This is a genomic window from Sphingobacterium sp. SYP-B4668 (assembly GCF_027627455.1).
Taxonomy (GTDB): domain Bacteria; phylum Bacteroidota; class Bacteroidia; order Sphingobacteriales; family Sphingobacteriaceae; genus Sphingobacterium.
This window is the reverse complement of sequence record NZ_CP115483.1, coordinates 1,331,396-1,356,998: the sequence shown is the minus strand read 5'-3', so window position 1 is coordinate 1,356,998 and position 25,603 is coordinate 1,331,396. Positions and strand designations below refer to the sequence as shown.

Annotated in this window: 18 protein-coding genes; 9 read left to right on the top strand and 9 right to left on the bottom strand. The window is 40.7% G+C overall.

Annotated features, from left to right (window positions below; translation table 11 throughout):
• Positions 1 to 225: 225 nt before the first annotated feature.
• The 6 genes from OQ289_RS05905 (at position 226) to OQ289_RS05880 (ending at position 9,556) form a co-directional block, all read left to right on the top strand.
• Positions 226 to 789, top strand: a complete 564-nt coding sequence (locus OQ289_RS05905) for an RNA polymerase sigma factor (RefSeq protein ID WP_270089824.1) — start codon at positions 226 to 228, stop codon at positions 787 to 789.
• A 102-nt stretch (positions 790 to 891) separates the two neighbouring features.
• Entirely contained in the window at positions 892 to 2,103 is a 1,212-nt protein-coding gene (locus OQ289_RS05900; RefSeq protein ID WP_270089823.1) for a FecR family protein, read from the top strand.
• Positions 2,104 to 2,134: 31 nt separating this feature from the next.
• On the top strand, positions 2,135 to 5,716 hold the full coding sequence (locus OQ289_RS05895; protein WP_270089822.1) for a SusC/RagA family TonB-linked outer membrane protein: 3,582 nt from the start codon (positions 2,135 to 2,137) through the stop codon (positions 5,714 to 5,716).
• 26 nt (positions 5,717 to 5,742) lie between these two features.
• Positions 5,743 to 7,188 (top strand): RagB/SusD family nutrient uptake outer membrane protein, encoded by a 1,446-nt coding sequence (locus OQ289_RS05890; RefSeq protein ID WP_270089821.1) that lies wholly within the window; start codon positions 5,743 to 5,745, stop codon positions 7,186 to 7,188.
• A gap of 34 nt (positions 7,189 to 7,222) precedes the next feature.
• A complete protein-coding gene (locus tag OQ289_RS05885) occupies positions 7,223 to 8,413 on the top strand; it encodes a thioredoxin family protein (RefSeq protein ID WP_270089820.1) in 1,191 nt (396 codons plus the stop codon).
• 3 nt (positions 8,414 to 8,416) lie between these two features.
• Entirely contained in the window at positions 8,417 to 9,556 is a 1,140-nt protein-coding gene (locus tag OQ289_RS05880) for a TlpA disulfide reductase family protein (RefSeq protein ID WP_270089819.1), read from the top strand.
• A gap of 403 nt (positions 9,557 to 9,959) precedes the next feature.
• Here OQ289_RS05880 and OQ289_RS05875 read toward each other — a convergent pair whose 3' ends face one another.
• Complete coding sequence (locus tag OQ289_RS05875) at positions 9,960 to 10,817, bottom strand: aminotransferase class IV (protein ID WP_270089818.1); 858 nt, start codon at positions 10,815 to 10,817, stop codon at positions 9,960 to 9,962.
• Positions 10,818 to 10,835: 18 nt separating this feature from the next.
• Positions 10,836 to 11,879, bottom strand: coding sequence for an RluA family pseudouridine synthase (locus OQ289_RS05870; protein WP_270089817.1), 1,044 nt, complete (start codon positions 11,877 to 11,879; stop codon positions 10,836 to 10,838).
• Positions 11,880 to 11,969: 90 nt separating this feature from the next.
• Here OQ289_RS05870 and OQ289_RS05865 point away from each other — a divergent pair, with 90 nt between their 5' ends.
• Positions 11,970 to 12,860 carry a 1-aminocyclopropane-1-carboxylate deaminase/D-cysteine desulfhydrase gene (locus OQ289_RS05865; RefSeq protein ID WP_270089816.1) on the top strand — a complete coding sequence of 297 codons (891 nt, stop codon included), beginning with the start codon at positions 11,970 to 11,972 and terminating at the stop codon, positions 12,858 to 12,860.
• Between the two features lie 78 nt (positions 12,861 to 12,938).
• Here the strand turns inward: OQ289_RS05865 and OQ289_RS05860 are convergent, their stop codons facing one another.
• The 4 genes from OQ289_RS05860 to OQ289_RS05845 form a co-directional block, all read right to left on the bottom strand.
• On the bottom strand, positions 12,939 to 14,540 hold the full coding sequence (locus OQ289_RS05860) for a SusD/RagB family nutrient-binding outer membrane lipoprotein (RefSeq protein ID WP_270089815.1): 1,602 nt from the start codon (positions 14,538 to 14,540) through the stop codon (positions 12,939 to 12,941).
• Positions 14,541 to 14,642: 102 nt separating this feature from the next.
• Positions 14,643 to 17,921: a SusC/RagA family TonB-linked outer membrane protein gene (locus OQ289_RS05855; RefSeq protein WP_270089814.1), complete on the bottom strand. Its 3,279-nt coding sequence runs from the start codon at positions 17,919 to 17,921 to the stop codon at positions 14,643 to 14,645.
• Positions 17,922 to 18,099: 178 nt separating this feature from the next.
• A complete protein-coding gene (locus OQ289_RS05850) occupies positions 18,100 to 19,179 on the bottom strand; it encodes a FecR family protein (protein WP_270089813.1) in 1,080 nt (359 codons plus the stop codon).
• Between the two features lie 89 nt (positions 19,180 to 19,268).
• Positions 19,269 to 19,826 (bottom strand): RNA polymerase sigma factor, encoded by a 558-nt coding sequence (locus OQ289_RS05845; protein ID WP_270089812.1) that lies wholly within the window; start codon positions 19,824 to 19,826, stop codon positions 19,269 to 19,271.
• Positions 19,827 to 20,199: 373 nt separating this feature from the next.
• On the opposite strand from OQ289_RS05845, the gene OQ289_RS05840 reads away from it, so the two are divergent.
• Both OQ289_RS05840 and OQ289_RS05835 read left to right on the top strand, forming a co-directional pair.
• The gene (locus OQ289_RS05840) at positions 20,200 to 20,793 is read left to right on the top strand and encodes a Crp/Fnr family transcriptional regulator (protein ID WP_270089811.1); all 594 of its coding nucleotides are present in this window, start codon (positions 20,200 to 20,202) and stop codon (positions 20,791 to 20,793) included.
• Between the two features lie 263 nt (positions 20,794 to 21,056).
• Complete coding sequence (locus OQ289_RS05835) at positions 21,057 to 21,338, top strand: GNAT family N-acetyltransferase (protein WP_270089810.1); 282 nt, start codon at positions 21,057 to 21,059, stop codon at positions 21,336 to 21,338.
• Positions 21,339 to 21,446: 108 nt separating this feature from the next.
• On the opposite strand, the gene OQ289_RS05830 is transcribed toward OQ289_RS05835, so the two are convergent.
• The 3 genes from OQ289_RS05830 to OQ289_RS05820 all read right to left on the bottom strand — a co-directional run bounded on the left by OQ289_RS05830 (position 21,447) and on the right by OQ289_RS05820 (position 25,602).
• On the bottom strand, positions 21,447 to 23,174 hold the full coding sequence (locus tag OQ289_RS05830; protein ID WP_270089809.1) for an ATP-binding protein: 1,728 nt from the start codon (positions 23,172 to 23,174) through the stop codon (positions 21,447 to 21,449).
• 178 nt (positions 23,175 to 23,352) lie between these two features.
• The gene (locus tag OQ289_RS05825) at positions 23,353 to 24,477 is read right to left on the bottom strand and encodes a sensor protein KdpD (protein ID WP_270089808.1); all 1,125 of its coding nucleotides are present in this window, start codon (positions 24,475 to 24,477) and stop codon (positions 23,353 to 23,355) included.
• Positions 24,478 to 24,507: 30 nt separating this feature from the next.
• Positions 24,508 to 25,602 (bottom strand): porin, encoded by a 1,095-nt coding sequence (locus OQ289_RS05820; RefSeq protein WP_270089807.1) that lies wholly within the window; start codon positions 25,600 to 25,602, stop codon positions 24,508 to 24,510.
• Between the last annotated feature and the right edge of the window lies 1 nt (position 25,603).

Sequence of the window (25,603 nt, the reverse complement as noted above, 5' to 3'; positions counted from 1 at the left end):
ACAAAAAATAGAAGGTGTCATTACATCGACGAGCTGATGACACCTTCAGTATCCTTTACCCATGCAGGTAATTTCACTTTTATTATTAAGTATATCAACAAGTAGTCACCGTTTCAAAATTTATCTATAATCTTTTGAGAATAAAGGCGTAATCTTATTGTCGCTTTGCTTTTTCACATGATATTGGTGAATGCAAAGCTTTTTATCTAAGTTTGCAGCTCTGCAATGTATAGTTATCATACTTTATCAGATATCGCACTATTCCAATTGATTCAGCATCAGGATCGAAGAGCTTTTGAAATTATCTATGACAGGTATTTTTCATTACTATACATCTATGCGAAAAAAATCATAGCCAACGATGAGGAAGTAGAAGATGTATTACAGGATGTCTTCCTAGCGCTATGGGAAAAACAGGACATTTCCCTTGAAAAATCCTTTTCTTCTTATGTCTATGGGATGACGCGCTTTAAGATTCTGGATTTCATAGACCGAAAAAAAGTACGTTCCCAATATGCAGCATCTTTACAGCACTATATAGAAGAGGGTGCCTGCATAACCGATGATAAACTAAGAGAAAAAGAACTCGCTAAGCAGATCGAATCTGCATTGCAGCTTCTTCCTGAAAAAATGCGGAATATATTTCTATTGAGTAGGTTCGAAAACAAGTCCTATCGAGAAATTGCGGATAAGCTTCAATTATCAGACAAAACTATCAAAAAGCAGATTAGCAACGCTTTAAAGATCATGCGAACAGCATTAAAAACATTTTTAATGTTTTTGTATTAATTTTTTATTTTTTATCTACTACTTTTTTCAGTTCTAACCTACTTATAAATATCAACCGCTAGTAAACTGATTAACTAGCCCAATTATTATAAGTATAGATTAATGGATGAAAAAAATATACCTGACGATGTCTTAAAGCGATACCTCAGCAATACATGTACCCCCCAAGAAAAGTCGTGGGTGGAATCGTGGTTTTTGAAAGAGGTCGATCAAGCTCAACATGTACCACTAGATATTCCTACACTTGAAAAAAGACAAGACCTGCTAAAAAGAAGACTTTTAGAAAAGCATTTGCATGTGACAGAACGTAAAACAGTCGTGTGGAAAATATGGGCTACTTCTGTTGCAGCTTGTTTGACCATCTGTACAGGCATCTATTATTACTTGTCCGTCCCAGCCCAACAATATTCGGCACCAACATTTGTTACGGAATATCGAGACATTCCTGCCGCTCAGGATCTAGCAATTTTAATCACTTCTGGAGGTGACTCCATCGCTTTAGATAAACTAAGTCCAGGTACATCCATCCAAGAAGGTCTTCTGCATATTTCAAAGAATATGAATGGTGAAATCCAATACCAAGCCTCGACACAAGATAGCCCCTCTTCACACCAAGCCTACAATACAATCTTTACACCCAAGGGTACAAAATACAAAATTGTGCTGTCTGATGGTACAAAAGTATGGTTAAATGCTGGGGCGACACTTAGATTTCCAGTACATTTTGCCTTGCATGAAAGGAGAGTAAAACTACAAGGCGAAGCCTATTTTGACGTTACCCATCAGGAGGCCCAGTCTTCCACTAAAGCAACGCTTCCATTTATAGTCGAGACCAATCGTCAGGATATCAAAGTACTCGGCACACAATTCAATGTATCAGCATACGTTGATGATGATGAAGAGACCACGACACTCATCAAGGGAAAGGTAGAAGTAACGGCATTCTCGGACCAGTCAAGAGATCACCGTATAGGAAAAGAGACTTTATTTCCCAATCAACAAGCGCAACTATCTAATCGCTTAATGAAACAAATAGTTGATGTATCTTCCGACATTGCATGGGTCAACGGGGATTTCCTTTTCAATAAAGAATCTCTTTCGGAAATTATGAAAAAAATTGGACGCTGGTACAACGTGGATGTTCATTTTGAAAATAATGTTGGGAATCTCCAATTTAGTGGGGCTATATCGCGAAAACAACATTTGTCAGCAGTTTTACAAATGCTGAAAGCCACCAATCAACTCGACTTTACTGTTGAACGATCGATATCGGACGATACCGTCAAACGCATACGCATCACATCAAAAAAATAAATAATCCAAAACCTTAACACATCTTATAAAAATGAAGATTACAACGCAACCGCGTATCTTTACGGCCGTAACCTGGCGAAAAACCATGGTCTCAGTCCTAGCGGGACTACTACTTGTTCAAGCCAAAGGCAACAGTCTGGCACAGAGCATTTCTTTAGACTGTAAAAAGGAATCAATTTCATCCGTGCTAAAAAAAGTCAGAACACAGTCAGGGTATGATTTTTTTTACAATGAATCTCTGCTATCCAACCTGTCGCCGATAGATATCAACCTAAAGGGTTCCAATATCAATGAGGTATTGGAAAAAGTACTCAAGAACAATGGACTTGAATACACCATCCAAAATAAAATTGTCATTATCAAGAAACCAAGTGACAACAAGCAACTTTCCTCCCTAATAGAAGCACAAAAACAGGAATCTGTCAGAGGTTCAGTTATAAATGAAAATGGAGAACCATTGTCCGGAGCCTCTATCCGCGTGAAAGGTACAACTATCACCGTGATGACAGATGCTCAGGGGCAGTTCAAATTAGAGAACATCCCTTTGACCTCTACATTAATTATCACATTTGTGGGATATGAGCCAGCCGAAAGAAAATGCAGTACACACATGGAGGTGGTTCGCTTATCCCCACTCCACTCCGAACTATCAGAGGTCAATGTAACCGTCAATACTGGTTATCAAAAAATCAGTAAAGAAAGAGCCGCTGGTTCATTTGCACAGGTGACTGCTAAAGATATGGAAGGACGTCTGCAGACCAGCATCATCGAGCGGATGGAGGGATTACTACCAGGTATGGCCATTGCCGGAAATAAGAGTATTTCCAATCCACAGAATGACAAAAACAACCTAGGAATCGAAGTTCGAGGACGTGCCACCATCAATGCGCAAGCCGCCCCACTTATCGTAGTAGATGGCATGCCATTCGAAGGGGACCTTACCGCCTTAAATCCTAATGATATTGAAACCATTACAGTATTAAAGGATGCCTCTGCGGCATCGATATACGGAGTACGTTCCTCTAATGGGGTTATAGTCGTGGTGACCAAAATGGGCAAACCAGGACCAGCACGTATAGACTATAGCAACACACTATCTTTTAAAGGATTACCGAGCAGGAAATATCTGAATCAAATGAGCAGTACCGAGCTCGTCGACTTTCAGCAGGCCATGTTCAATTATCGCTCGGGCGATTACTCCAATATTGACCCTCGAAAATCAATGAATGATGTTTACGCTATTCTTTATGAGCACAAAGGTGGCAAGATTAGCGCTGAGGAGATGGAAAGACAACTGGATGTATACCGCAATCGCGATCGATTCGCTGATATGGATGAGTTTCTAAATAAGATAAATTTCAGTCAACAGCATAATTTATCCCTATCAGGAGGAAACGATCGTTACCAATACAACTACTCCTTGAACTATACGCAGCCTGGTGATTATAATAAAAATCGTCCTGTCAATAAAAATTTGGGGTTCAACCTTAAAAACATTGTCAAATTGACCGATTGGGCGAGATTAACGGTTGGTATTTTGGGACAAAACCAAAGCCGAAATGGTAATGTAGGTTTCAACTTCTTCGACAACTATATGGGAGGCAAAGCTTCATACTTTTTACTCCGAAATGCAGACGGCAGTCCTGCTCAATGGTACAATAATAAGTCACAATTTGAAATCGATAGACTCAATGAATTAGGTTTAGAAGATGAAACTTTTATCCCCATTGAGCAGAATGCCTATACACACGAAAAATTCTACAACAAATATCTAAATTTAAACTTTGGAGCCAATTTCCGCTTAATGGAGGGCCTCACATTTGATTTGATGTATCAAACAGAGCGTACAGAAGGGTACTTAGGCAAGACTTATTCCAAGAATGCATTTGCAGTCGCCACCCAGATCAACGATGCAACACAGATTGATAAAAAAGGTATTATCAAAAATATTGTTCCTAAAGGTGGACAATTTGATGAAAAACGTGAAGATATCAACTCTTACACGTTAAGAGGACAGTTCAATTTTGAGCGTAAGTTTGGGAGTGACCATGAAATTAATGTCATTGCAGGGGCAGAACGACGTCAGATTAACAACCGTTATACCAATTTTTATAAATATGGATATGACGAAAGCAGTTTGATGTACAAAGGCATCAATGAAGAGCTAATTGGAATCAACATTCAAAATACGCAAAGTATATTTGGCAGTTACACCCTACAGAAGAAAAAGGGCGAAGGTTTTGTCGATATCATCGATCGCTTCATATCGCTTTACGCCAATGGATCCTACACCTACCAGAAAAATCTTACTTTGAGTGGAAGTATACGTGTGGATCAATCCAATCTCTTCGGTACGGATATAAAAAATCAATACAAGCCTATGTGGTCACTAGGAGCATTATACCGTATGCCCAACTTTGACCAACAGTGGATAGATCGATGGGCAATCCGCGCTACCTATGGTATTAACGGAAACGTTCCAAAAGATTTCGGTCCGTATCTAATCTCGCGGGTTTCCAATAACTTGAACTCCTATACCGGTGAAATGCAAGCCGACATCGATTCTCCTCCAAACCCTTCTTTGAGATGGGAGCGAACGGCAATTACCAACTTTGGTCTTGATTTCTCCGTTTTAAAAAACAGACTTTCAGGTAGCATAGATGTGTACAATAAGAGTACTTCCGATTTACTCGGCCCTACTGCTATCGACCCAACGCTGGGCTGGAGCCAAGTAAACCTCAACTATGGGGACATGCGTAATAGAGGTATAGAACTGGCTGTCAATTCTAAACAAATTGTATCTGCGAATTTTGATTGGACAACCAACCTGAACTTCAGTTATAATAAGAATGAAATCACCAATCTATATACTCAGCAAAATACCCCATATTATTACTACTACACTACTCAAAATCGAGTCGGTAAACCGATGGGTAGTGTGTATAGCATTGACTATGCTGGGTTAGACGAAAAGGGGCAACCACTAGCCCGCAAGAAAGACGGCACCTTGGTCAAAAGCACACAACAATTAGTGGTAGACGATTTGATTTATGAAGGCACTACTATCCCCCCTTATAGCATAGCTCTCCGCAATGGATTCCGTTACAAAGACTTCAGTCTGTCTTTTATGTTTATTTACAATGGAGGGCATATTATGCGTTCGGTACGCCCAGAGCCATTGACTAAACTTGCCGAACTCAATTACAATAGCAATGTAGATAGGCTATGGCTTAACTATTGGAAACAAGCCGGTGATGAATCCAACCCTGACCTTGGTCCTGCATTTATGTCCGCTGCATCAGGAAATATAATGGACATCTATACCGCAGCCGATAAATTTGTAGAAAAAGCAGATTACATCAAACTTCGAGACGTCTCTATCTCTTATAATCTGTCCAGAAAAATTGTGGAGAAAACCCCGTTACGCTACATACGCATCACTGGTCAAGTGACCAATCCATGGAGATGGGCCGCCAACAAAGAGAACTTGGACCCAGAAGCTTGGTCGGGCTACAGTATGACGAGTGAGCCAGCGCCAAGTCGTGTTATGTCTCCCTCTAGAGGGAGGTTAACTCCTGTTGTGTACAATCTAGGTTTCTCCATTGGTATATAATCCTAAATTTAAAGATTAAGAACAAAATGAAAAAAACAATATTGTCAGCCCTCTTTACTAGCTTCTTGCTACTGGGTTGTAACTCCTATCTTGATATCAAGCCCAAAGGCTTTACTATTCCAGAATTTATAGATGACTATAAGCTGCTGATGAACAATCAGGGCCTTATAAGAGCCACTCCTGCATTTCCAGACTACCTAACTGATCATATCGTATCTGGCAATCCTGTCGATATCTCGGGAACTGGCTTTGATAGTTATCCAACGGTTAAGAAGCGTCTCTATACCTTTGAGCATGGTGCCATATTTGAAGATGGTCAAGCTGATAGTTATTGGGAAACCGCCTACAGTCACATCTTTACATACAATGTAGTGATTAACAATGTCCTCCAAGTAACAGACGGCAAGGATACAGAGAAAAAAAGGCTATGGGCCGAAGCCAAGGTCGGACGTGCTTTTGAATATCTGAATCTTGTCAATATTTATGGAAGACACTATGATTCTAAAACTGCGGCTACCGACTATGGTGTACCTTTGGTTCTATCCGAGGACATCAACAAGAGTTATGAACGTGTGTCCGTTCAGCAAATTTATACACTTGTCGAAAACGACCTTCAGGAAGCGTTACCCCTCCTAGGCAAAACCGCCAATACCACCTTTCAACCACTACAATCAGTGGGGTATGCTTTCTTAAGTCGGATGTATCTGTACCAGGGTCGTTATATGGAAGCGCTTCAAAATGCCAGGGAAGCACTAAAGCAACACAGCTACTTGGAAGATTACACACTCTATACCAACCGCGAGCAGAAGACCTTTGGTCGCGTATGCCGCAAAGATGACCAAGATATACCCTTTCCGGATATCCGTACAAATAAGGAATCAATATGGTCCCGCCTAGGTACAAGCAGCTATGGAAGTCTGAATGCAGAGGTATTCACTAGCCAAGACTTAATAGATACTTATAAGAAAGACCTGACCGCTAATGCCATAGATATGCGTTATCAATTATTTTTCTGTAGAGATCAAGCTTCTTTTGGATCGGCCGTAATGAAATTTCCTGGGCGTGTGTTATGGGCACCCTATATTGAGATGAATACGGGATTCAGTACTCCCGAACTGATATTAATTGCCGCAGAATGTGAAGCTCGTGTTGGCTCGACAGAAGAAGCTTTGAAATTGATAAATATGCTTAGAGATAGCCGTATTGACAATAATATCCACATCATGGACCTTAACAAAGTAAAAACCCTCTCATTGGTTCTTGACGAACGCAGGAGAGAAATGCCTTATCTCGCATCGACCCGTCTTATCGACCTGAAGCGTCTGCATACCAGCGGTGATTTGACAAAGACAATTGTACATAAGCTAGAGACACAAGAATGGAGCATGGAATCTTCTGATATAAGGATGATACTTCCTGTACCACCAAAGGTCCTATCACTCAATCCTTCCATTCCTCAGTACGAAAGATAAACAAGAATATTAAAAACAGCAGTAAATTATTCTCATGAAGAAGTATATTATATTAGTCATTGGTCTACTAGGGTTTATGACTACCCAAGCCCAAGAACACATCGAATTTAAAGCAATCTCTTTTGCTGAGGCCAAATCCTTGGCCAAAGAGCAGAACAAGTTAATCTTCCTAGATGGGTACACATCTTGGTGCGCTCCCTGCAAGTGGATGGAAGGAAACGTCTTCAATACCACAGCCATCGCTTCGTTCTATAACGTGAATTTTATAAATACCAAATTTGATTGTGAAAAAGGAGAAGGTATAGAATTGGCGAAAAAATATAACATTCGTAGTTTCCCGACCTACCTCTTTCTAGATAGCAATGGTGAGCTCATCTACCGTACCCAATCCCGAATGGAGGCTGATGAATTTTTGGCTGAGGGCAAACGTGCACTTAATCCAGAAACACAAATTCCAACAATTCAAAAAAGATACACTGAGGGAGACCGCAACCCTACCTTTCTCTTAAACTACATTATCGTAATGAATAAGGTAAACCCTTTATTGGTCAAAGAAGCTCGAAACGAATTAGATGCCCAGGCTTCTGACGAATTTCTAAGATCGGCGGCAGGCTGGAAGACAATTGAACTCTTAGCTCAAAATGCAAATGACCGTTATGGTCAATTCTTCATGGCCAATAGGACCTATTTCAAACAACATGTGGAACAAATCGCCTTTGACAAAAAAGAACTTCAAATCTTGCGATATGCCATGTATACTTATATCCGCGAGAAAAATGAGAAAGAGTTCAAAGACGGACTTCAATATTTTGTCAACAGTACCGATCAGGATAAACAAAAGGATGGAGCTATGTTTGAAGTTGAATGGGTAGCTGCACACGGTACTCCAAAGGAATTTGTGACGCTCACCAACACGCTTAGAAAAGGCATCTTAAAAGACGAAGCCGAAAAACTGAGTTTCATCGCGCGAAGATATGGCTCCAGTAAAATAAGTAGAGAGAATGCCACCCGTTTGGAACAATGTTACGTCCTAGCTAAACAAGCTGTAAAGATGGATCCCAATAGCTATTCCAATCAAGGCACATTTGCAGATATCTGTATCACACTGAAGAAGAAAAAAGAAGCTGTCAAAGCCGCGGAGGCTGCAAGATCTTTAGCAGATTTAGAAACCTCCAAAATCCAAAAGATTGCGCAAGAATTATTAGATAGAGCCAAAGCCATATAAAACATGAACAAGAAACTTATATTAACATTTACAGCAGTCGTCTATTCGGCTTTTGCCTTCGCACAACAGCAGTCCTTTGAGATCAACGTCCAAATTCAAAATCCAAAACCAAAAGCGAAAGCATTTATTAGGTATGGGGTAGACAATAAAATCGTCTTGGATTCTATCTCTGCATCTGAAGGCTCATTCCTTTACACAGGAAACATTACCAAGCCAACTCTCGTTACACTCACCTACTCACCCAATGGCGAAAGATTCGGGAAGTCAAAAGGCAAAATCGACCGCAAGAATTTTTATGTCGATGGAGGAAAAACAACCCTTAATTTCACCGACTCTATTCAACATGCAACGGTCGCAGGTTCACCCATTCAGGAGGAGTTCGAACGCTTCAGTCAAGCGACATACACATATGATCACGAGTTAGAAGTATTGTATGCAGAACGCAGTAAGCTTTATCAGAGCAAGAGTGAAAATAAAGAAGCACTGACAGAGATTGAACGTCGAATGGATGAAGTTGATGCGCGTAAAAATGTCGCCCTAGAAAAATATATCACAGCACATCCTGAATCCTATTTCAGTCTTTTGTCGTTGAAGGATATGGCTGGTTACAGCATTGATATTGCCAAGATTGAACCGCTCCTTTTAAGTCTTAGCACGACATTGCGTACCAGTGAGATGGGTAAGACACTTGCCGCTGAAATAGCTACCGCTAAAATGCTTTCAGTAGGTAAACTAGCGCCCGATTTCACCCAGAATGACATCAACGACAAGCCTATCAAGCTATCCGATTTTAGAGGTCAGTATGTATTGCTCGATTTTTGGGCATCTTGGTGCGGACCTTGCAGAGCGGAAAATCCACATGTTGTAGCAACTTACAATACGTTTAAAGACAAGAATTTCACGGTTCTAGGCGTGTCTTTGGACAATCCGGGCAAAAAAGCGAATTGGTTGGCAGCCATCGAAAAAGATGGTCTCCCTTGGACACAGGTCAGCGACCTCAAAGGTTGGAAAAATGAAGCCGCCCAACTATATGGGATACGCGCCATTCCTCAAAATTACCTCATTGGGCCCGATGGCAAGATAGTAGCCGTCAATCTACATGGAGAACAGCTTACACAACAATTAGAGAAGCTATTGAAATAATTGAATTGCCTTTATAACATTTCCATTTACCCTATCCCCCTTTATCTTTGATGTTAAGGGGGATATTTGTTTCAGGTTTGTTAAAGAGACCCGCAATTGAGTTTGTTGCACTGTATTGATTTAGAAGAAAGCAAGTTCATTCAGCAATACCCCGCTTTTGTTACGAATTAAGGTTTCGTCTGTAAATGCACAAAAAACATATTTCATCCAAAACCGTGAGTATAGGAAACAAAACATTCTATTTTTAACATAAAATTATTTCCCACAGTCTAAATTGACTAACATGTTCCTTGAGAAATTAGATATCCTCTCCCTTTTACTATATCAATAAAAAACGGCGTATAGTTCACTATACGCCGTCCAGCATCTTTTATTCGATTGCAAAAATCACGATTCGTTCGTCCTAATTGTCCTCATCATACCCCCAAGTCAATAATTTCTCTTGCAATATTCTCGAAATCTTATTGAAGTAACGTTTCTGCTTATAGCCCATGACCCATTGTACCCCATGAACAGCATTGGTACAAAATATTTCATCAGCCTGTTTCATGATTTCTGGGCTGATTTGGGCCTCTACCACTTCTACTCCCTCATCAGCGGCCATATCCATCACGACTCGACGCATAACACCGGCCACACATCCTTCAGAAATAGCTGGTGTGTATAAGACCTTCTCATAATAAATAAATATATTGGAAGATAAAGCTTCGCATAAAAACCCCTCTTGATTGAGTAACAAGACTTCGTCGAAGCGATGTTTTCGTTTATGCAATCCTGCCAGCACATAAATGAGGGCGTTATTGGATTTCAACTTCGAAAGGTCACTGTATGGTTTCCTATATTCCGTATACAAATCGATAATCAAGCCAATTTTCTTGTCTCTTAAAGAATCAGGTATCCGGGCAATTTGCAGAACGAAAGCAGTTTTATTGGTATCCGGGCTATACAAGCCACCGCCCTCTCTAAATACAATGAGTCGCACACGGACCTGCTGTCCCAACATGTTATTCTTTCGAATCAATTCCTCTGTCTTGGATTTGATAAAGAATGTGTCAAAACGATGGCTATCCTCCATATGGAGCATACCCAAGCCTTCTTGTAAACGTTGGACATGGAAATTCAGAAAGCGGATATCACCGTCTTTCCAAAGCATGGTTTCAAAGAGACCATCGCCATATCTAAATGCTCTATTTTCAGCGGAAATCACCAAATCATGTTCGGCTACAATCTTTCCATTATAATTAATATATATCGTTGACATAACTATTCTACTCCCTTACTAATCTTGCTCTTGGGTAGATGAGCTGGAATACGCTCTCCACTTCTCTAATGCTAAACGAAAATCTTCGGGCAATGGTGCCTCAAAGTTTAAATATTGTTTTGTCTTGGGGTGTACAAATCCCAAAACTTGAGCGTGAAGGGCTTGACGAGGCAAAAGAGCAAAGCAATTATCCACGAACTGTCTGTATTTATTAAAGACTGTTCCTTTCAAAATTCGATCTCCACCGTAGGGCGCATCATTAAATAATGGATGACCTATAGATTTGAGATGAGTACGTATTTGGTGGGTCCTACCTGTCTCCAATTGGCACTCAATCAAGGTCACATATCCCAATCGCTCTAGTACCTTATAATGTGTGACCGACCATTTACCATTTTCGGGGTCATCATACATAGTCATGACTCGTCGATCCTTAAGATTTCGCCCGATATACCCCGTGATTGTGCCATCTTGCTCAATATCACCCCATACCAACGCTACATATTTTCGCGTAATGCTGTGATCAAAGAACTGCTTAGCAAGATGGGTCATGGCCCATTCTGATTTTGCAATGACCAGCAGACCTGTAGTATCCTTATCAATACGATGAACAAGTCCCGGGCGACCAGCATTGCCAGGCAATGTTGGCAACTGATTAAAATGGTGCGTCAATGCGTTAACCAACGTACCTGTATAGTTATTAAACCCTGGATGTACCACCATGCCCGCTACCTTATTCAACACCATAACATCGTCATCTTCAAAGACGATATCCAATGGAATATCCTCGGGATATACTTCAGTATCCCGGGGAGGGTCTGGCAATACCACAGAAATGACATCAAAAGGTTTAACTTTATAGCTCGATTTGATAACATTATCGTTGACCAATACCGAACCGGCATCTATCGCATTCTGAATCTTATTTCGAGATGCATTTTCCACCCTATTCATCAAGAATTTATCTATACGCAACAGGGCTTGCCCCTTATCAACCTCAATTCTCAGATGTTCAAATAATTCTTGTTCGTCTTGTTCTAATAATTCTAAATCTTCTGCCATTGTACAAAGTTAGATGAATTCATGCAAATTCCCGTAACTTTGTGAAGTTAAGCATGAATATCAGTCTTCGCTTAGTCTTTATCGCATAGAATGAATACGTTATCTTTTGAATTTCACAGTCCTGAACAGGAAATCAACGACACTCTATTTTTAGAAAAGGGAGTACGAGTATTCGTCAAACGGGACGACATGATTCACCCTTTTATTTCGGGCAATAAATGGCGAAAACTAAAATATACGCTTCAACGGGTGCGCAAGGAAAATAAGTCAACATTGGTAACCTTTGGAGGAGCTTGGTCCAACCACCTCTTAGCCACAGCCTGTGCAGGAGCTACCTTCGGATTTAGCACAATCGGATATGTAAGAGGGGATGAAGTGCACAACCCCGTATTGGCACTATGTAAGCTATACGGGATGGAACTGTGCTTTATTTCAAGAGATGATTATAGGGACAAACCATCCGTTTTCGAAAAAAGATTTGGATTAGACAGCGCTGCTTTTTTTATTAATGAGGGCGGATATAGTCAGGAAGCTGCTCAAGGATGTGCCGAAATCATAACTGAGTTACAGCAATCCTACGATGATATCTTATGTGCTTGTGGTACTGGTGCTACGTTGGCCGGATTGCAACAAGGTATTTCAAATAAGACAATGGACATGCAACTACATGGAGTACCCGTGTTAAAAGGCGGCGAATTCATTCGTAAAGAGGTGCAGCAATTAGGAATAACGGCACAGACTATCAAATTGCATACAGACTACCATTTTGGCGGCTACGCCAAAACGAAACCCGATTTACTGGGTTTTATCCAATCTTTTGTAACCCAAACAGGCATCATGATCGAGCCAACTTATACTGGAAAACTCTTTTATGCGGCATATGACCTCATCCGACAAGATTATTTCGCGCGGGATACTAAAATTTTATTAATCCATACAGGTGGATTGACTGGATTTTTAGGGATGTATGAAAAATTTTAGACAAACCATTCCAGGCACAAAAACAGGGGTCATTCTTTTTCAAGAATGACCCTATATAATAGAAAAAAGTGAGCCTATTTATTGCTTATCCCACCATACTCGACCAGCTAAATTATCTCCTCCAGGAACAGCAGCAGCAGCAGCTTTGTAATAAGCGCTATTTGACCCTGCTTCTTCCGCGGTTGGATAAGGCAAACGTCGAGGTATGGTACCGCTGGTTGCATTACCAGGGTATACCACAGGTATCAGATTTGGGAAGCCCGTACGCCGCCAATTGGACCAAGTTTCATAAAAATTCAAGGCCGTATTTTGATGAATCCAATACTGCAATCCAATCTGGCTCAATCCTCCAGTCAATGGGTGTGCGGTAGCATAAGCCTCCGCATCTGCGTCACTGATGGCTAGAGCAGCATCATATTGCCCCAGAAAGGTGATTCCAGCTTTGACACCATTCTTGTAATGAGTCTCTGCCGATCCGCCCACACCCCACCGTTGCGCTGCTTCTGCCAGCAGAAGCTCACTCTCTGCATACGTCAGAATAAAGGTAATTCCATCCCTTTTAATCATGCCTGGGTGTGGCGACGAATACTCAGGAAAAGTGGTGTAGGATGGGTGGGCGCTAATAGCATACAGGGGATTAGTATTCAAATCTTTTCCATTAGGCATCCCTTTTTGAACAACTGGATCTGTAACAAAGTCCGGATTTTTCTTTTTGGTCCCGTCACTTTCTTCCACCTCGCTAGGTGTAAGAAACAACTTGGTAACTGCCACCTTAATACGTGGATCATTACTATTTTTCAGTGCATTGATAAAAGTGTCTGACCACTTGACATAGTAATGTTCCTGTCCTCCATCTCCCAATAGGACCTGACTATTACGGTTTTGGGTTATACGGGCACCACTTGCATCGTGCTTAAGGAACGCATTATCATCATTGTTGGCCATCGTCTTCCCAACAACCTTTTCCACATAGCTTTTTGCGGTGATATCGTCCACTTTTGTGAGCCGCATCGCTAACCGCAAAATCAATGAGTTTCCGAAACGTTTCCATTTTTCAAAATTGCTTTTATAGATAACATCACCCGTCACTTGATCTGCAGCAGGGTCCAATGCTGCCATAGCCGCCTCCACCTCCTTCAACATATCCATATAGATATCTTGTTGCTTATCGTATTTAGCAGAAAGATTGCCTTTATAATATCCAAGTCCTGCTTCTGAATATGGCACGTCCCCATATAAATCTGTCAATCGAGCGAATATCAATACCTTCCAGATACGAGCGATATTATGTAGATTCTTATACTGCGGTTTGTCACGTGTCAATTCCACAATATCTACTATGGGCTTTACCTGCTCGGCATATGCGCGCTCCCAATAAGCAGAGGTATACCAAGGGGTCAAAAGGTATTTATCTCCAGCCCAATAGCTTACTACAGAAGATAATCCCTGCATCATGGTACCTGAATAGATGAGATTGGCCCGCCAGGTCTCATATGCTAAATCCGTACTGCCGGTATAGGTCAACTGTGCAGTAGAAAAGGTAAAATTAGGATCAAAGTTTGTCGGACCATAATTGACTGGATCCGTGTTAATCTTTTCAAAGTCTTTGGTACACGCGGTCATTCCCATAAGCCCGGCAACTACTAAAAGACCATATATTTTTATTACGTTATTTTTCATCAGAATATAATTATTTGTTCATCAATTATCCGATTGCATTTCATTGTTAATGAGCGTTCGAGTTGATGCTATTGGCATCTCAGTTTTATCGTCCTTTCTCCATTAAAACTTAACATTCAAATTCACCCCAAAGGTTCTGGCTGGGGGCATACCACCCAATTCCAGACCTGGAAAAGTCGCATTGTAACTGGACTCGGGGTCGATGTTATCCGTTTTCTTCATCAGTATGAAAAGATTACGTGCAACAAGGCTTATATTCAAACCACTAATTTTATTGTTAAATACCGAAGCAGGGAAACTATATCCAAATGTCAACTGTCTAAATTTGATAAAACTAGCGTCATTGACAAAACGATAAGATGTATTATTGGCGGTATTCTCATAGAATTTGGCTGCCGTATTACCTAAACCTTCCCGATTTTCCAACGTTTCTTTATGTAAGCCTTTGATATAGCCTAAATAATCTGTTCCTGAGAATAATTTGCCTCCAAACTTACCATCAATCAAGAAACCGAAATTAAAGCGCTTATAGGTAAAATCATTGTTCCAGCCAGCAAACCATTTGTTATAAGCTGAACCATATTCTTTCAATTCACCACGATCAGGCGAGCCATCTGCCAATTTAATAATCTCGCCGTTGTCATCGTATTTGTAGTCGTATGCTACAATCTGTCCCAAAGCCTTTCCACGAATATTTTTGAGAAAGCCCACGCCTGAACGCGAAGTTGCAATCAGTTGCTCAGATACGCCATCCGCGAGTGACAGCACGGTATTCTTGTTGTAGGTCATATTCAAGGAGGAAGTCCAATTAAAATTGTCTTTTTTAATGATGACACCCGAAATCAAAGCTTCAACACCTTTATTTTCAATAGATCCGGAGTTGAGAATAGCACCATCATAACCAACGGTACTTGACGTAGTCACACTCGTAATCTCATCATCCGAGCGCTTTTTATACCAAGTCAAATCGATATTCAATCGGTTGTTAAAGAACCGCAAATCTGTACCTATCTCCAACTCAGAGGCTTTGGAAGCTTTAAGTCCTGAGTTTGGAATTTCCAAATTTGTGATTTGCCCTAGAGAAGCTCCTCCTAAAGACTGACTAAGGACACTATATGTTAAAGCGGTCTGGTATGGACGTGTAGCCTGACCAACTACTGCATACCCTGCCCTTAACTTACCAAAACTAAGTGCTCCAGAGTTTATAAACTCAGTAAAGACAAAAGAACCACTAATGGATGGATAGAGCACACTCAACTTATTGTTTTTGCCAGGTGCTGCAAGGGTGGAAAACCAGTCTGAACGAGCACTCCCGGTCAGGTATAAAATATCCCGATAAGCAAATTCCAAAGTCCCATATACCGACTGTGTCTCTTGCTCTGTCTCTGAATAGGCAACAGATTTATTTTTTAACCCGACAATCGTATAGACTCCAGGCACCAAAACTCCTGAACCTTGGTTGATGGTCAGATCTGTCTTTGTATTGCGGTAACTTGCTCCCAAATTGGGTGTTAAAGAAATTTCGTCATTCACTTTGAACGATTTTCCTACTAGCACATCAGCATTGAGATCGGAGAACCGCATCTTCTGCGATACCAGATTATTCGGAGGTGCATAGGCAAGACCCGTAGGAAGCACACTCAGATAACTATTTGTATAAAAATCTTGTCCTGCGCGTCCTTGTACAAACAAACCGTTCTCAAAGGTATATCGAGCAGACAACGAGCTAATTAAACGATTTCTATCTGTATTATTCTGAACTTCATAAGCAGCAAACCAAGGGTTAGTGTCCCATGAATTCCCCGTATTATAAGGAATCTCAGATCCTTTATCTGTTTTCCACGGTTTCAGATCCCGAATATCCAAACTCGTAGGTAGGAATACGGCATTATAATTAGCACTGCCCGCACCATCCGAAAGCATAGGACGATTTTTTGCCTTTTCAATAATATAATTAGCACGTGCGTCAATGGCTAGCCTTTTAACAGGCTCGAAAGTACCCGTCAAATTCAGGGACTGTCTATCTAAACCAGAATTAGGCATAATGGACTTATTGGAGAGATCGCTAGCAGAAAAACGTAGTGCACCACCTTCAAAGGCTTTGTTGAGTGCCAAGGAATTAGTCCAAGTATGCCCATTGTTATAGAAGTTTTCTATATTTTTTTTCTGCGCTACATATGGTCTAGCAACTCCATCAAACTGTGGCACACTACTACCGTCCAACTTGGCTCCCCAACTTGACCCGCCTACCTGAGCTGCTGCAACTCCATCTTGAGGTTTTTCTCCATTGGCCCCTTGTCCATACACATACTGCCAATCGGTCCGATCCATGACCTGTTCTACAACGTAATTACTGCTGAAGTCAATCCCAGAACCTTTTCCGGATTTGGTCGTAATCAAAATAACACCAGCTTTTGCTCGTGAACCATAAAGAGCTGAAGCAGCAGCACCTTTCAACACAGAGATACTCTCGATATCATCCGGATTGAGGTTGCCTATGGCATCTCCCATATCGGGAGCATTATCCCATTGGCTACCTTTATTGCCATTAGGGTTGGTATTACCAAAGCCGACTGGCGCATTCTCCATAGGGACACCGTTAATCACATACAAAGGTTGATTGGTCTGGCTTAAGCTGGATGCACCTCGAATAACAACACTAGTCGCAGACCCTACACCACCAGAAGTGGAGCTAACGTCTAACCCCGCAACTTTACCAACCAACGAATTAGCTATATTATTTTCCCGTGCCTGAGTCAAGGTTTCCCCATTAATTTGGGTGACAGAGTATCCCAAAGTACGTTTTTCACGATTTACTCCTAAGGCAGTAACGACCACTTCATTCAATAATTGATTATCTTCTTGAAGTACAATCTTGAGTTCGTTGTTCCCTTGAACAGCAACCTCTTGAGATAGATAGCCCGCAAAAGAGAAAATCAGTACACTACCAGTAGGAACATCCAGTTCAAAACGACCATTAATATCAGTGGCCCTGCCAATAGCGGTGCCTTTCAAACGGACGGTAGCTCCAGAAAGCGCATGGCCTTCAGCGTCTGTCACTATGCCTTTAACTTGCAAATCTTGTCTTTGGCTCACCACTACCAATCCTTCGTCTGATACCGAATATTGAAGTCCAGATTTTTTGAATATCTTGGCAAGTACATCCACTACCTTGGTATTATCCACTGCAAGGGAAATCTCTTTGTTTAATAATTGGTTGCTTGAGTTATAGACAAAATAGTAATCACTATTTTCTTCAATAATCTTCAACACTTTACTCAGCTTAGCCCTGTTGACATCAAAAGAAACTTTTTGCTGAGAATAGACGCTAGCCGACACATGAAGGCTGGCAATCAACATCATAATTAAGGTTAGTTTCATCCAGATAATGAATCTAAAGCGCATAAAATATACTCTATGCACTTGCATTAAGCAATTTTTAATCATATTTTGGTACTTGGTTAAAGTTTAAACTTGGCAGCTCGTTTTTTAGCTTAGATGGGACTGCCGGTTTGATAATCACTTTGGAAGGATGGTGTTGGACCACCATCCTTTTCTTTTACTTGTAAATCGTTATTTTTTTTCCATATATCTTATATTTAAAGGGTTGTACTTTTTGTAAGGCATTTAATACTTGATCGATACGCTCTTTGTTAAAGGTGGCTGTAAATCTATAGTCCTGTAGGTGTTCGTCTTGCAGCTGGATTTCGACATCATACCAACGCTCTAACACATGTTGCAACGAGGAGAAGTCTTGATCAATAATTTCCAGACGATTCTCTTTCCAGGCAACATCCGGTAATGTCAAGTTATCTTCTTCGGGTTCTAAATCTTGTATCGCAATCTCCTTAAGTTGCGATTTTTTCACTTTCTTCACACTCTCTTTGCCTTCAATTTTTTCCTCAGCTTTGTATATCGTCACTTTTTGATTGGGCTTCAACAGCACTAGATTTTCATTGCCTCTCTTGCTTTTCATTTCAATGAGCCCATGGATCAATACCGCTTCTGAAGTAGTCTCTTCGGGATAAGCCTTTACATTGAAGGATGTCCCCAATACGCGAATATCAAAATCCTGTGTATGCACTATAAATGGTTTTTCCTTGTTACTACTGACATCAAAGAAAGCTTCCCCTGTCAAGTGGACATGCCTTTCATTCACATTAAATCCCTTGTCCATAAACAATTTACTTCCAGCATTTAGCGTCACCTTACTACCATCTGCCAATTCAATAGTTTTCTTTTCGCCATTGGCAGTCACGTAGCTGACGTCTCGCTGTTGGGAAGCGACACCCTCTACGCTAGATCTTTGGATAGCCCAAAGCAATCCGCCTGTCAATATGACTAGTGCGGCAGCAGTTTTAATCCAAAATGAAAATTGAAATTTAGTAATGGTTGGGATAGGAGCAAGTGCCTGAATATCGGCTTTCAACTTACCAACCTGAGCATCCAAGGGTCTTTTGTTGCCAACGAGGATGTGATACAATCTCTTTGCCTGTATCATCGTGGCCTCCTGTTCAGGGTGCTTATGCAGATAATTAGTCCAGTATTGGATACATTGTTGATTGTCCCCAGCACAATACTCTTGAAAAGTATTATCGATTAGAAAATCTTCAACGTTTTCATATTTATTGTTTATCATTTGGTGCTATTTACTTTATAGTGCCTTAGAATTTGAAAATTTCCTAAGGAAAAATAAAATAAAAACACAAAACACTGACAACTAGATAATTAAATATCTTTTAATTCCTCTCGCAGAATCTTCAACGCATCATAGACGGTATTATACGCAGTCTTAATTGTTTGCTGAGTACGTGAGGCAATCTGCTCATAGGTAAGCCCTTCGAAAAATTTCAAATGGATAAGTTGCTTTTGTCTGAAAGTCAATTTATCCAAGGCTTCTTTTAATCGATGTTGAATCCATTCATTGGTTTGGACCTGTATGATAAACTCTTCGTATGGCATCTCAAACCAATCGTCCTCGGCTTTTACATTTTGAAGGGCTTTATTGATTTTATTCTGTTTTTCGAGTAGTCTTAGAATTTTTCTCTTTAGAAAAGTTATGAGATAGGCTTGAACATTTTCTACACGTTCCAATTTTTCCCTCTTCTCCCAAATCGTCACAAATACTTGATCTGTTGCTTCACTAGATAAATCCACGTCACCACTCGTACGTACACCAAAATTGACCAACTCATAATACAACGATTTATAAAGATCGAAAAATGCATCTTCATCGCCATTCCGTATGCGTTCCCAAAGTAGTCGATAGGCAAGTCTATTTTTCATCCGAACAATTTGTTTGCTATTGCGACAAAACCTGCTTTATTTGAGTGTAATAAAATATCCTTAGATTTTGTTCGTTTACCCTAGGTACCTATAAGTCTCCATTTATAGTTCCGAAATTATTGATGGCATAAATTTTGGCAAACAACTATCTCATATCGAAAAACAAGTGTTATCGATGCAATATAATCTTTTAATTGAAAAAAATATCATATCGGTCGTCCCTTGCACTAAAAAGATTTGCCTTATAGCTAGAAAGCAACCATTTAGACCTAATAATTGTCTTTTCAATATCAAGAGATACACCTACATACTTGCTAATTTTCCGTTCCTAAATAATATTAATATTTTAGGACATTAAACAAATAACATTTCGATGAAAAATTTCTCTTATTCCGGATATCTGACATCCAATACAGATATAGATACTCAAACCATAGAACACTTGGTCATGAATTGTAGAGTATTGACCGTAAAAAAGGGAAACTATCTACTGCGGGCCGGCGAAGTAGGCAAACTATCTTATTTTGTAGAAGAAGGTCTACTCAAGCAATATTCCATTGATGACAAAGGTAAAGAGCATATTTTGCAGTTCGCTCCAGAAAATTGGATCGTCTCCGATAGAGGCAGTGTCTATTTTGGTCTCCCTTCTGATTATTATATCCAAGCTATAGAGGATAGTAAAGTTGTACAAATCGATGAAGAATTCATTGTACAGTTGGCCAAGGAAAACCAATCTTTTTTAGAGTTTAACAATAAATCGCTACACAACCATATTCGGCATCTCCAAAAAAGAATCACCTTATTGCTCAGTGCGACAGCTGAGCAGCGTTATCTCGATTTTATTAAGATATACCCTAACCTGACACTACGTGTTCCGCAGATTTTGATTGCATCTTATCTAGGCATCACCCCAGAAAGCCTGAGTCGGGTGCGAAAAGACCTTGCACATAAAAATTTCAATCGCTAGTAATTCTGGTGGTTGCTGATTAGTAGTGGGTCGTGGCCATAATGTCTTTTGGTACTTCCAATCCTCATACTGTCGCCATAGCGTGGTTGACACAGTATCGGTAAGACTCCAATAAAAAAATGTTTGCGCATGCTAACACGATTTCTTAACCTATATCAATATGTATTGCCAAATCGGGTAGTACCTTTGTGAGAAGAAAAAGAAAATAGATGATACATATTACAGGTTAAGACAACATATACGATTATTAAAAAATAAAAAACATGGAAATCAAACACATTAAAGACACTCAAAAGGGTTACTTCTCTATGATCGACAACGAGAAAGAAGCAGGTAGAGTAACCTATACCCATGCCGGAGACACCAAGATTATCATTGATCATACAGATGTGAGCGATGCGTATCGCGGCCAATCCATCGGAAAGAAGATTGTATTGGAAATCGTATCCTACGCGCGGGAAAACAACATAAAAATATTGCCCCTCTGTCCCTTTGCAAAATCCGTTTTCGACAAGACGCCAGAAATTAAAGATGTACTTTTTTAGTCTCTATCCTGACCTTGCTGCTTATTTTCCAGTGAGAATAAGCAGCAAACGTTCGACCACAGGAAACTTGCCAATAGCGCCATCTAGCAATCTGCGAGAACTATCTTATTATCGGATAGGGAAATAGAAATAAAAAGTACTCCCCATTCCTTGCTCGCTGTCCACACCTATTCGTCCACCTTGATTTTCTATAAATTCCTTACTGATTGCCAATCCCAAACCCGTCCCAGCCTTTGAGCTACCCGGGATTTGGAAATAGCGTTCGAATATGCGCTCCTGATACCGATGATCTATTCCCGGACCGAAATCCCGAACAGAAAATAGAATCCGATCGTTGTCACGGCATAGTGATACAATAATCTCCGTTTGCTCAGGAGCATAGCGAATAGCGTTGGTAATGAAATTAGTGAGTACCCATGCCGTTTTTTCTGGATCGACACTCAACACAGGCAGATTTGCATCCACTACGGTGGTAACCTGTAGCATCTTTTGATCGGCAGAGACCTTGGTAGCCTCAAGCGCATACTTTAAGATATGTGTAGGATCGGCTTGCTGTATGTTCAATTGGATATTACCCGTCTCCACTTGGGACATATTTAACAATTCAGAGGTAATTTTGAGCAATCTTTCGCTATCATCGCCTATACTTTCCAGGAGTTGCTGCTGCTCTTCATTGAGCGTCCCTGTACGCACATGATTCAATATATTGAGACTCATCTTAATCGAAGAAATCGGTGTCTTCAGTTCGTGTGAAACCGTTGCAATGAAATTTGTTTTCGCAAAATCAAGTTCCTTAAAGGGTGTAATATTTTTGAGTAAAATCACATGACCAATGAGCTGAGGTGTCTGCTCTCCGGTAGGTACGATATTGATGTCTAACACTTCCTTATCAAAATATTGCTGCTTGCCATCTGCGGCAATCTTAATTGGCTCCCCATTTGTTGACACGGAGTGACCAGCCACCAAATCTGTAATCAGCGAGCGGACTAAATCATTAGAAACTGCAATATCTTGGATTTGCCGACCTTGTATTTCCAGCCAATTTAGACCGGCCACTTTTAGCGCTTCTTCATTGGCAAAGAGTATCTTTTTATGCTCGTCAATACCAATCACTGGATCATGCATATTATTAATTAGCGTTTCGATCCGGGTTTTTTCTTTCATAATATTCGCCAACTTGCTATTCGAATATTCTTCCAGTTTCTGCGCCATCGTATTAAAAGATTGGGCCAATTCTCCAAACTCACTATGTCCCTCAAAATGCACTCGCTGGCCATATTGCTGTGCAGCTATTTGTTTAATACTGACCGTGAGTTCTTTGATAGGATCGGCAATATTGCCAGGCAGATTAACCAACAGAACAAATGCGAATAAAAAACAAAGCGCCCCAGTGACCGATATCCACACAATTGCGGATTCAGCCGTATTATTAGCAACATCGCTCTTGCGCACGATTGCCTCCATATTGAGTCGCATTACCTCGGTAATGTCTCTTCTTAAAAATACAAATAGAGCAGAATCATTCTGATCCTTTTTCAAGGCGTCAAAGTGCTTCACAATTTGTTCGGTAGCCTCCTTCTCCCCAGGCTCTGTCTCATTTTGAATCTGCTTCTGCAAATTAGATTCAAATACCTCAATGGCGGTGGGATCTTTCTGGATTTCGTCCAATGTCAACAACATTCCACGGCCGTATTCCAATGTATTATAGTTGGCACGCAGAATATTCTTAGTATCCTTCTTTAGGCTATTGACATAATAGGTACTCACCCCGGCCAATAATATTATTAATAAAAATAAGGATCCGACCCCGAGGGTCAACTTTGCTTTAATTTTCATCCTATTATTTTCTTTTCGATTGCTGATGAGAGCCCGCGTAAATAATGATTGCTCCATGTATCCCTATTATTTACTATCTTGGTTTCATCCTCTTAATTTACTTATTTCACCTCATTACCCTAACAAACTTACATCTTATTCAAACGATTTAAGATACCTCTGCCGAATCCGTTTTCAATTAGGAGAGAATTACCAAATCTATATTCGCGGAGGAAAGTTTCTTTAGCAACTCGTTGAACACTCCAGTAGCCCATATAATACGAATAAGAGACAATTTGGGTTTACCAATACATACAGTTGTAATATTCATCTTAGTAACCTGCTCCATAATTGCGTTGGGCACTTTACGGTCCTTCACCTGTAATACTTTGCCCCCTAACTCGGTCGCTAACTTAAAATTATTAATCAGCATCCTTTGCTTATCTAAAGGTATCTTATGCACATCTTCTCGTGGCGTCTGCACGTATAGGACAAACCAATCCCCTCCATAGTAACTGGCTAGTCGAGCGGTCTTTCGAATTACATTTTTAGCTTTTTTGGCGTCACTTCCAATACAGGCTAAAAATCGGTCGTGCTTATTTTTCCCGTCGCGAGGCACAACATGATCAACTTGCCTGACGACATGGCTCGCGACCTCTTTAAGCGCAAGTTGTCTAAGTTGAAGAATATGATTGTTCTGAAAAAAATTAGCCAGTGCGGTCTTTATCTTATCCTGTGGATATATTTTCCCCTCTTTGAGACGGATGATCAAATCTTCAGCCGTCAAGTCAATATTGACGACCTCGTCTGCCATAGTAATCACTCGATCGGGAATCCGCTCTTTGACTTCTATACCCGTGATACCCCGAACCTCTTCATTAAGGCTCTCAATATGCTGAATATTGACTGCGCTAATGACGCTAATCCCCGCTTCTAGAATCTCAATGACATCCTGCCAGCGCTTTTCATTTTTACTACCTTCTATATTGGAATGGGCCAGTTCGTCAACCAGTACAACTTCAGGTCTTACATTGAGAATAGCCTGAACATCCATTTCCTCCAATTCCTTTCCTTTATAAAAGGACTTGCGCCTTGGGATTGTCGGCAATCCTATACTCAATTCATGGGTTTCGGCTCTATGGTGCGTCTCTATATAACCAATTTTCACATCGATTCCTGTCCGCAGCAGGGCATGTGCCTCTTGAAGCATTCTATAGGTCTTTCCTACACCGGCACTCATGCCGATATAAATCTTAAATTTTCCTTTCCTCGATTTTTTAATCAAGGAAAGGAAATATTCGGCGTTTTTTCTATCGTTATCCATATAAACGTTATCCTTGCCACTTACAACGTCCTAGAAGCTAAAAGTCAATGCTGTAGTCGCCGTCAGACTATTATCGGTCGGTTCTGTATTCCTATTTGTAAAAATAGCATCTTTACTTTTCAAATTACGCAATTCTGTCCTCCACATCACATTGGCCAATATTACATAATCCACATTTAAAGAAAATCCAGTAGTCTGAAATCCACGGTCGGTCCCTGTGGATATGATTACTTGATCATTATCCTTATAGTATTCAGCACGTGCCACAATATTGACGCGTTGGCTAGGGGAATATCGAGTCACGAATACAGGTGTGTACCAGGTGCTGTAATCCTCGCTACCTTTGGCCTTCTGCTGCACCCCCAAGTCAAATCCTGCTGTCACCCCCCATTTGTCAGTGATCTGGTATATGGCATACAAATTATGAAAGTACCGCATCTGCTTGACACTATCCGCCTTGTCGCTACCGACAAATGATCCGCTATTGATAAGTAATCTTTCATTGGGTTTAAACGTTAGCTGGTGGCCAAATGCAGGAGTACTGTTGCCATCTATACGTTGTATCCGTTGCCAGCCATTCAAAAACAACCCGCTCAGAACCCAACGATCGTCGGTAGTGGTATAGGTAATCTTAGCACCAGTTTCGAAGTAAGGTGAATTTTCAGCAAAAAGACTGCGTGTCAACGTCCAGTTGTCCTTGCCTACGGCACTTTCAAACCCCAGATGGGAGGGCATGATCCCGGCATCTATCCAAAGATTGTGTCGCTTAGAGATCTTAACGCCTACATTGGCCTCATATACATTTTTCAAGACTCCAGGTTCGGCACTGTAATTGGCATTCATATACGTTCCTGCTGCAAGCGCAAGATTGCTCCGCACCTGTTCGCTTGTATAATTGGCCTTAATGTACGCGAGATTGATATTGATTTCATTTGCGCGATTGTGACTGTATATAAACCCTGGACGCATATGTTGGCTGGGTTTGTTAAAATCTTGGGTATAGTATGCTTCGGCATATCCGCTAATGATCAGTGGGTTGCTTGTTGTCTGCGCATAGGATCTTTCAGGAGTGACCAATGGAGAGAGGATGACACCAAATGTCAGGTATTTTATAAATAGATTCATC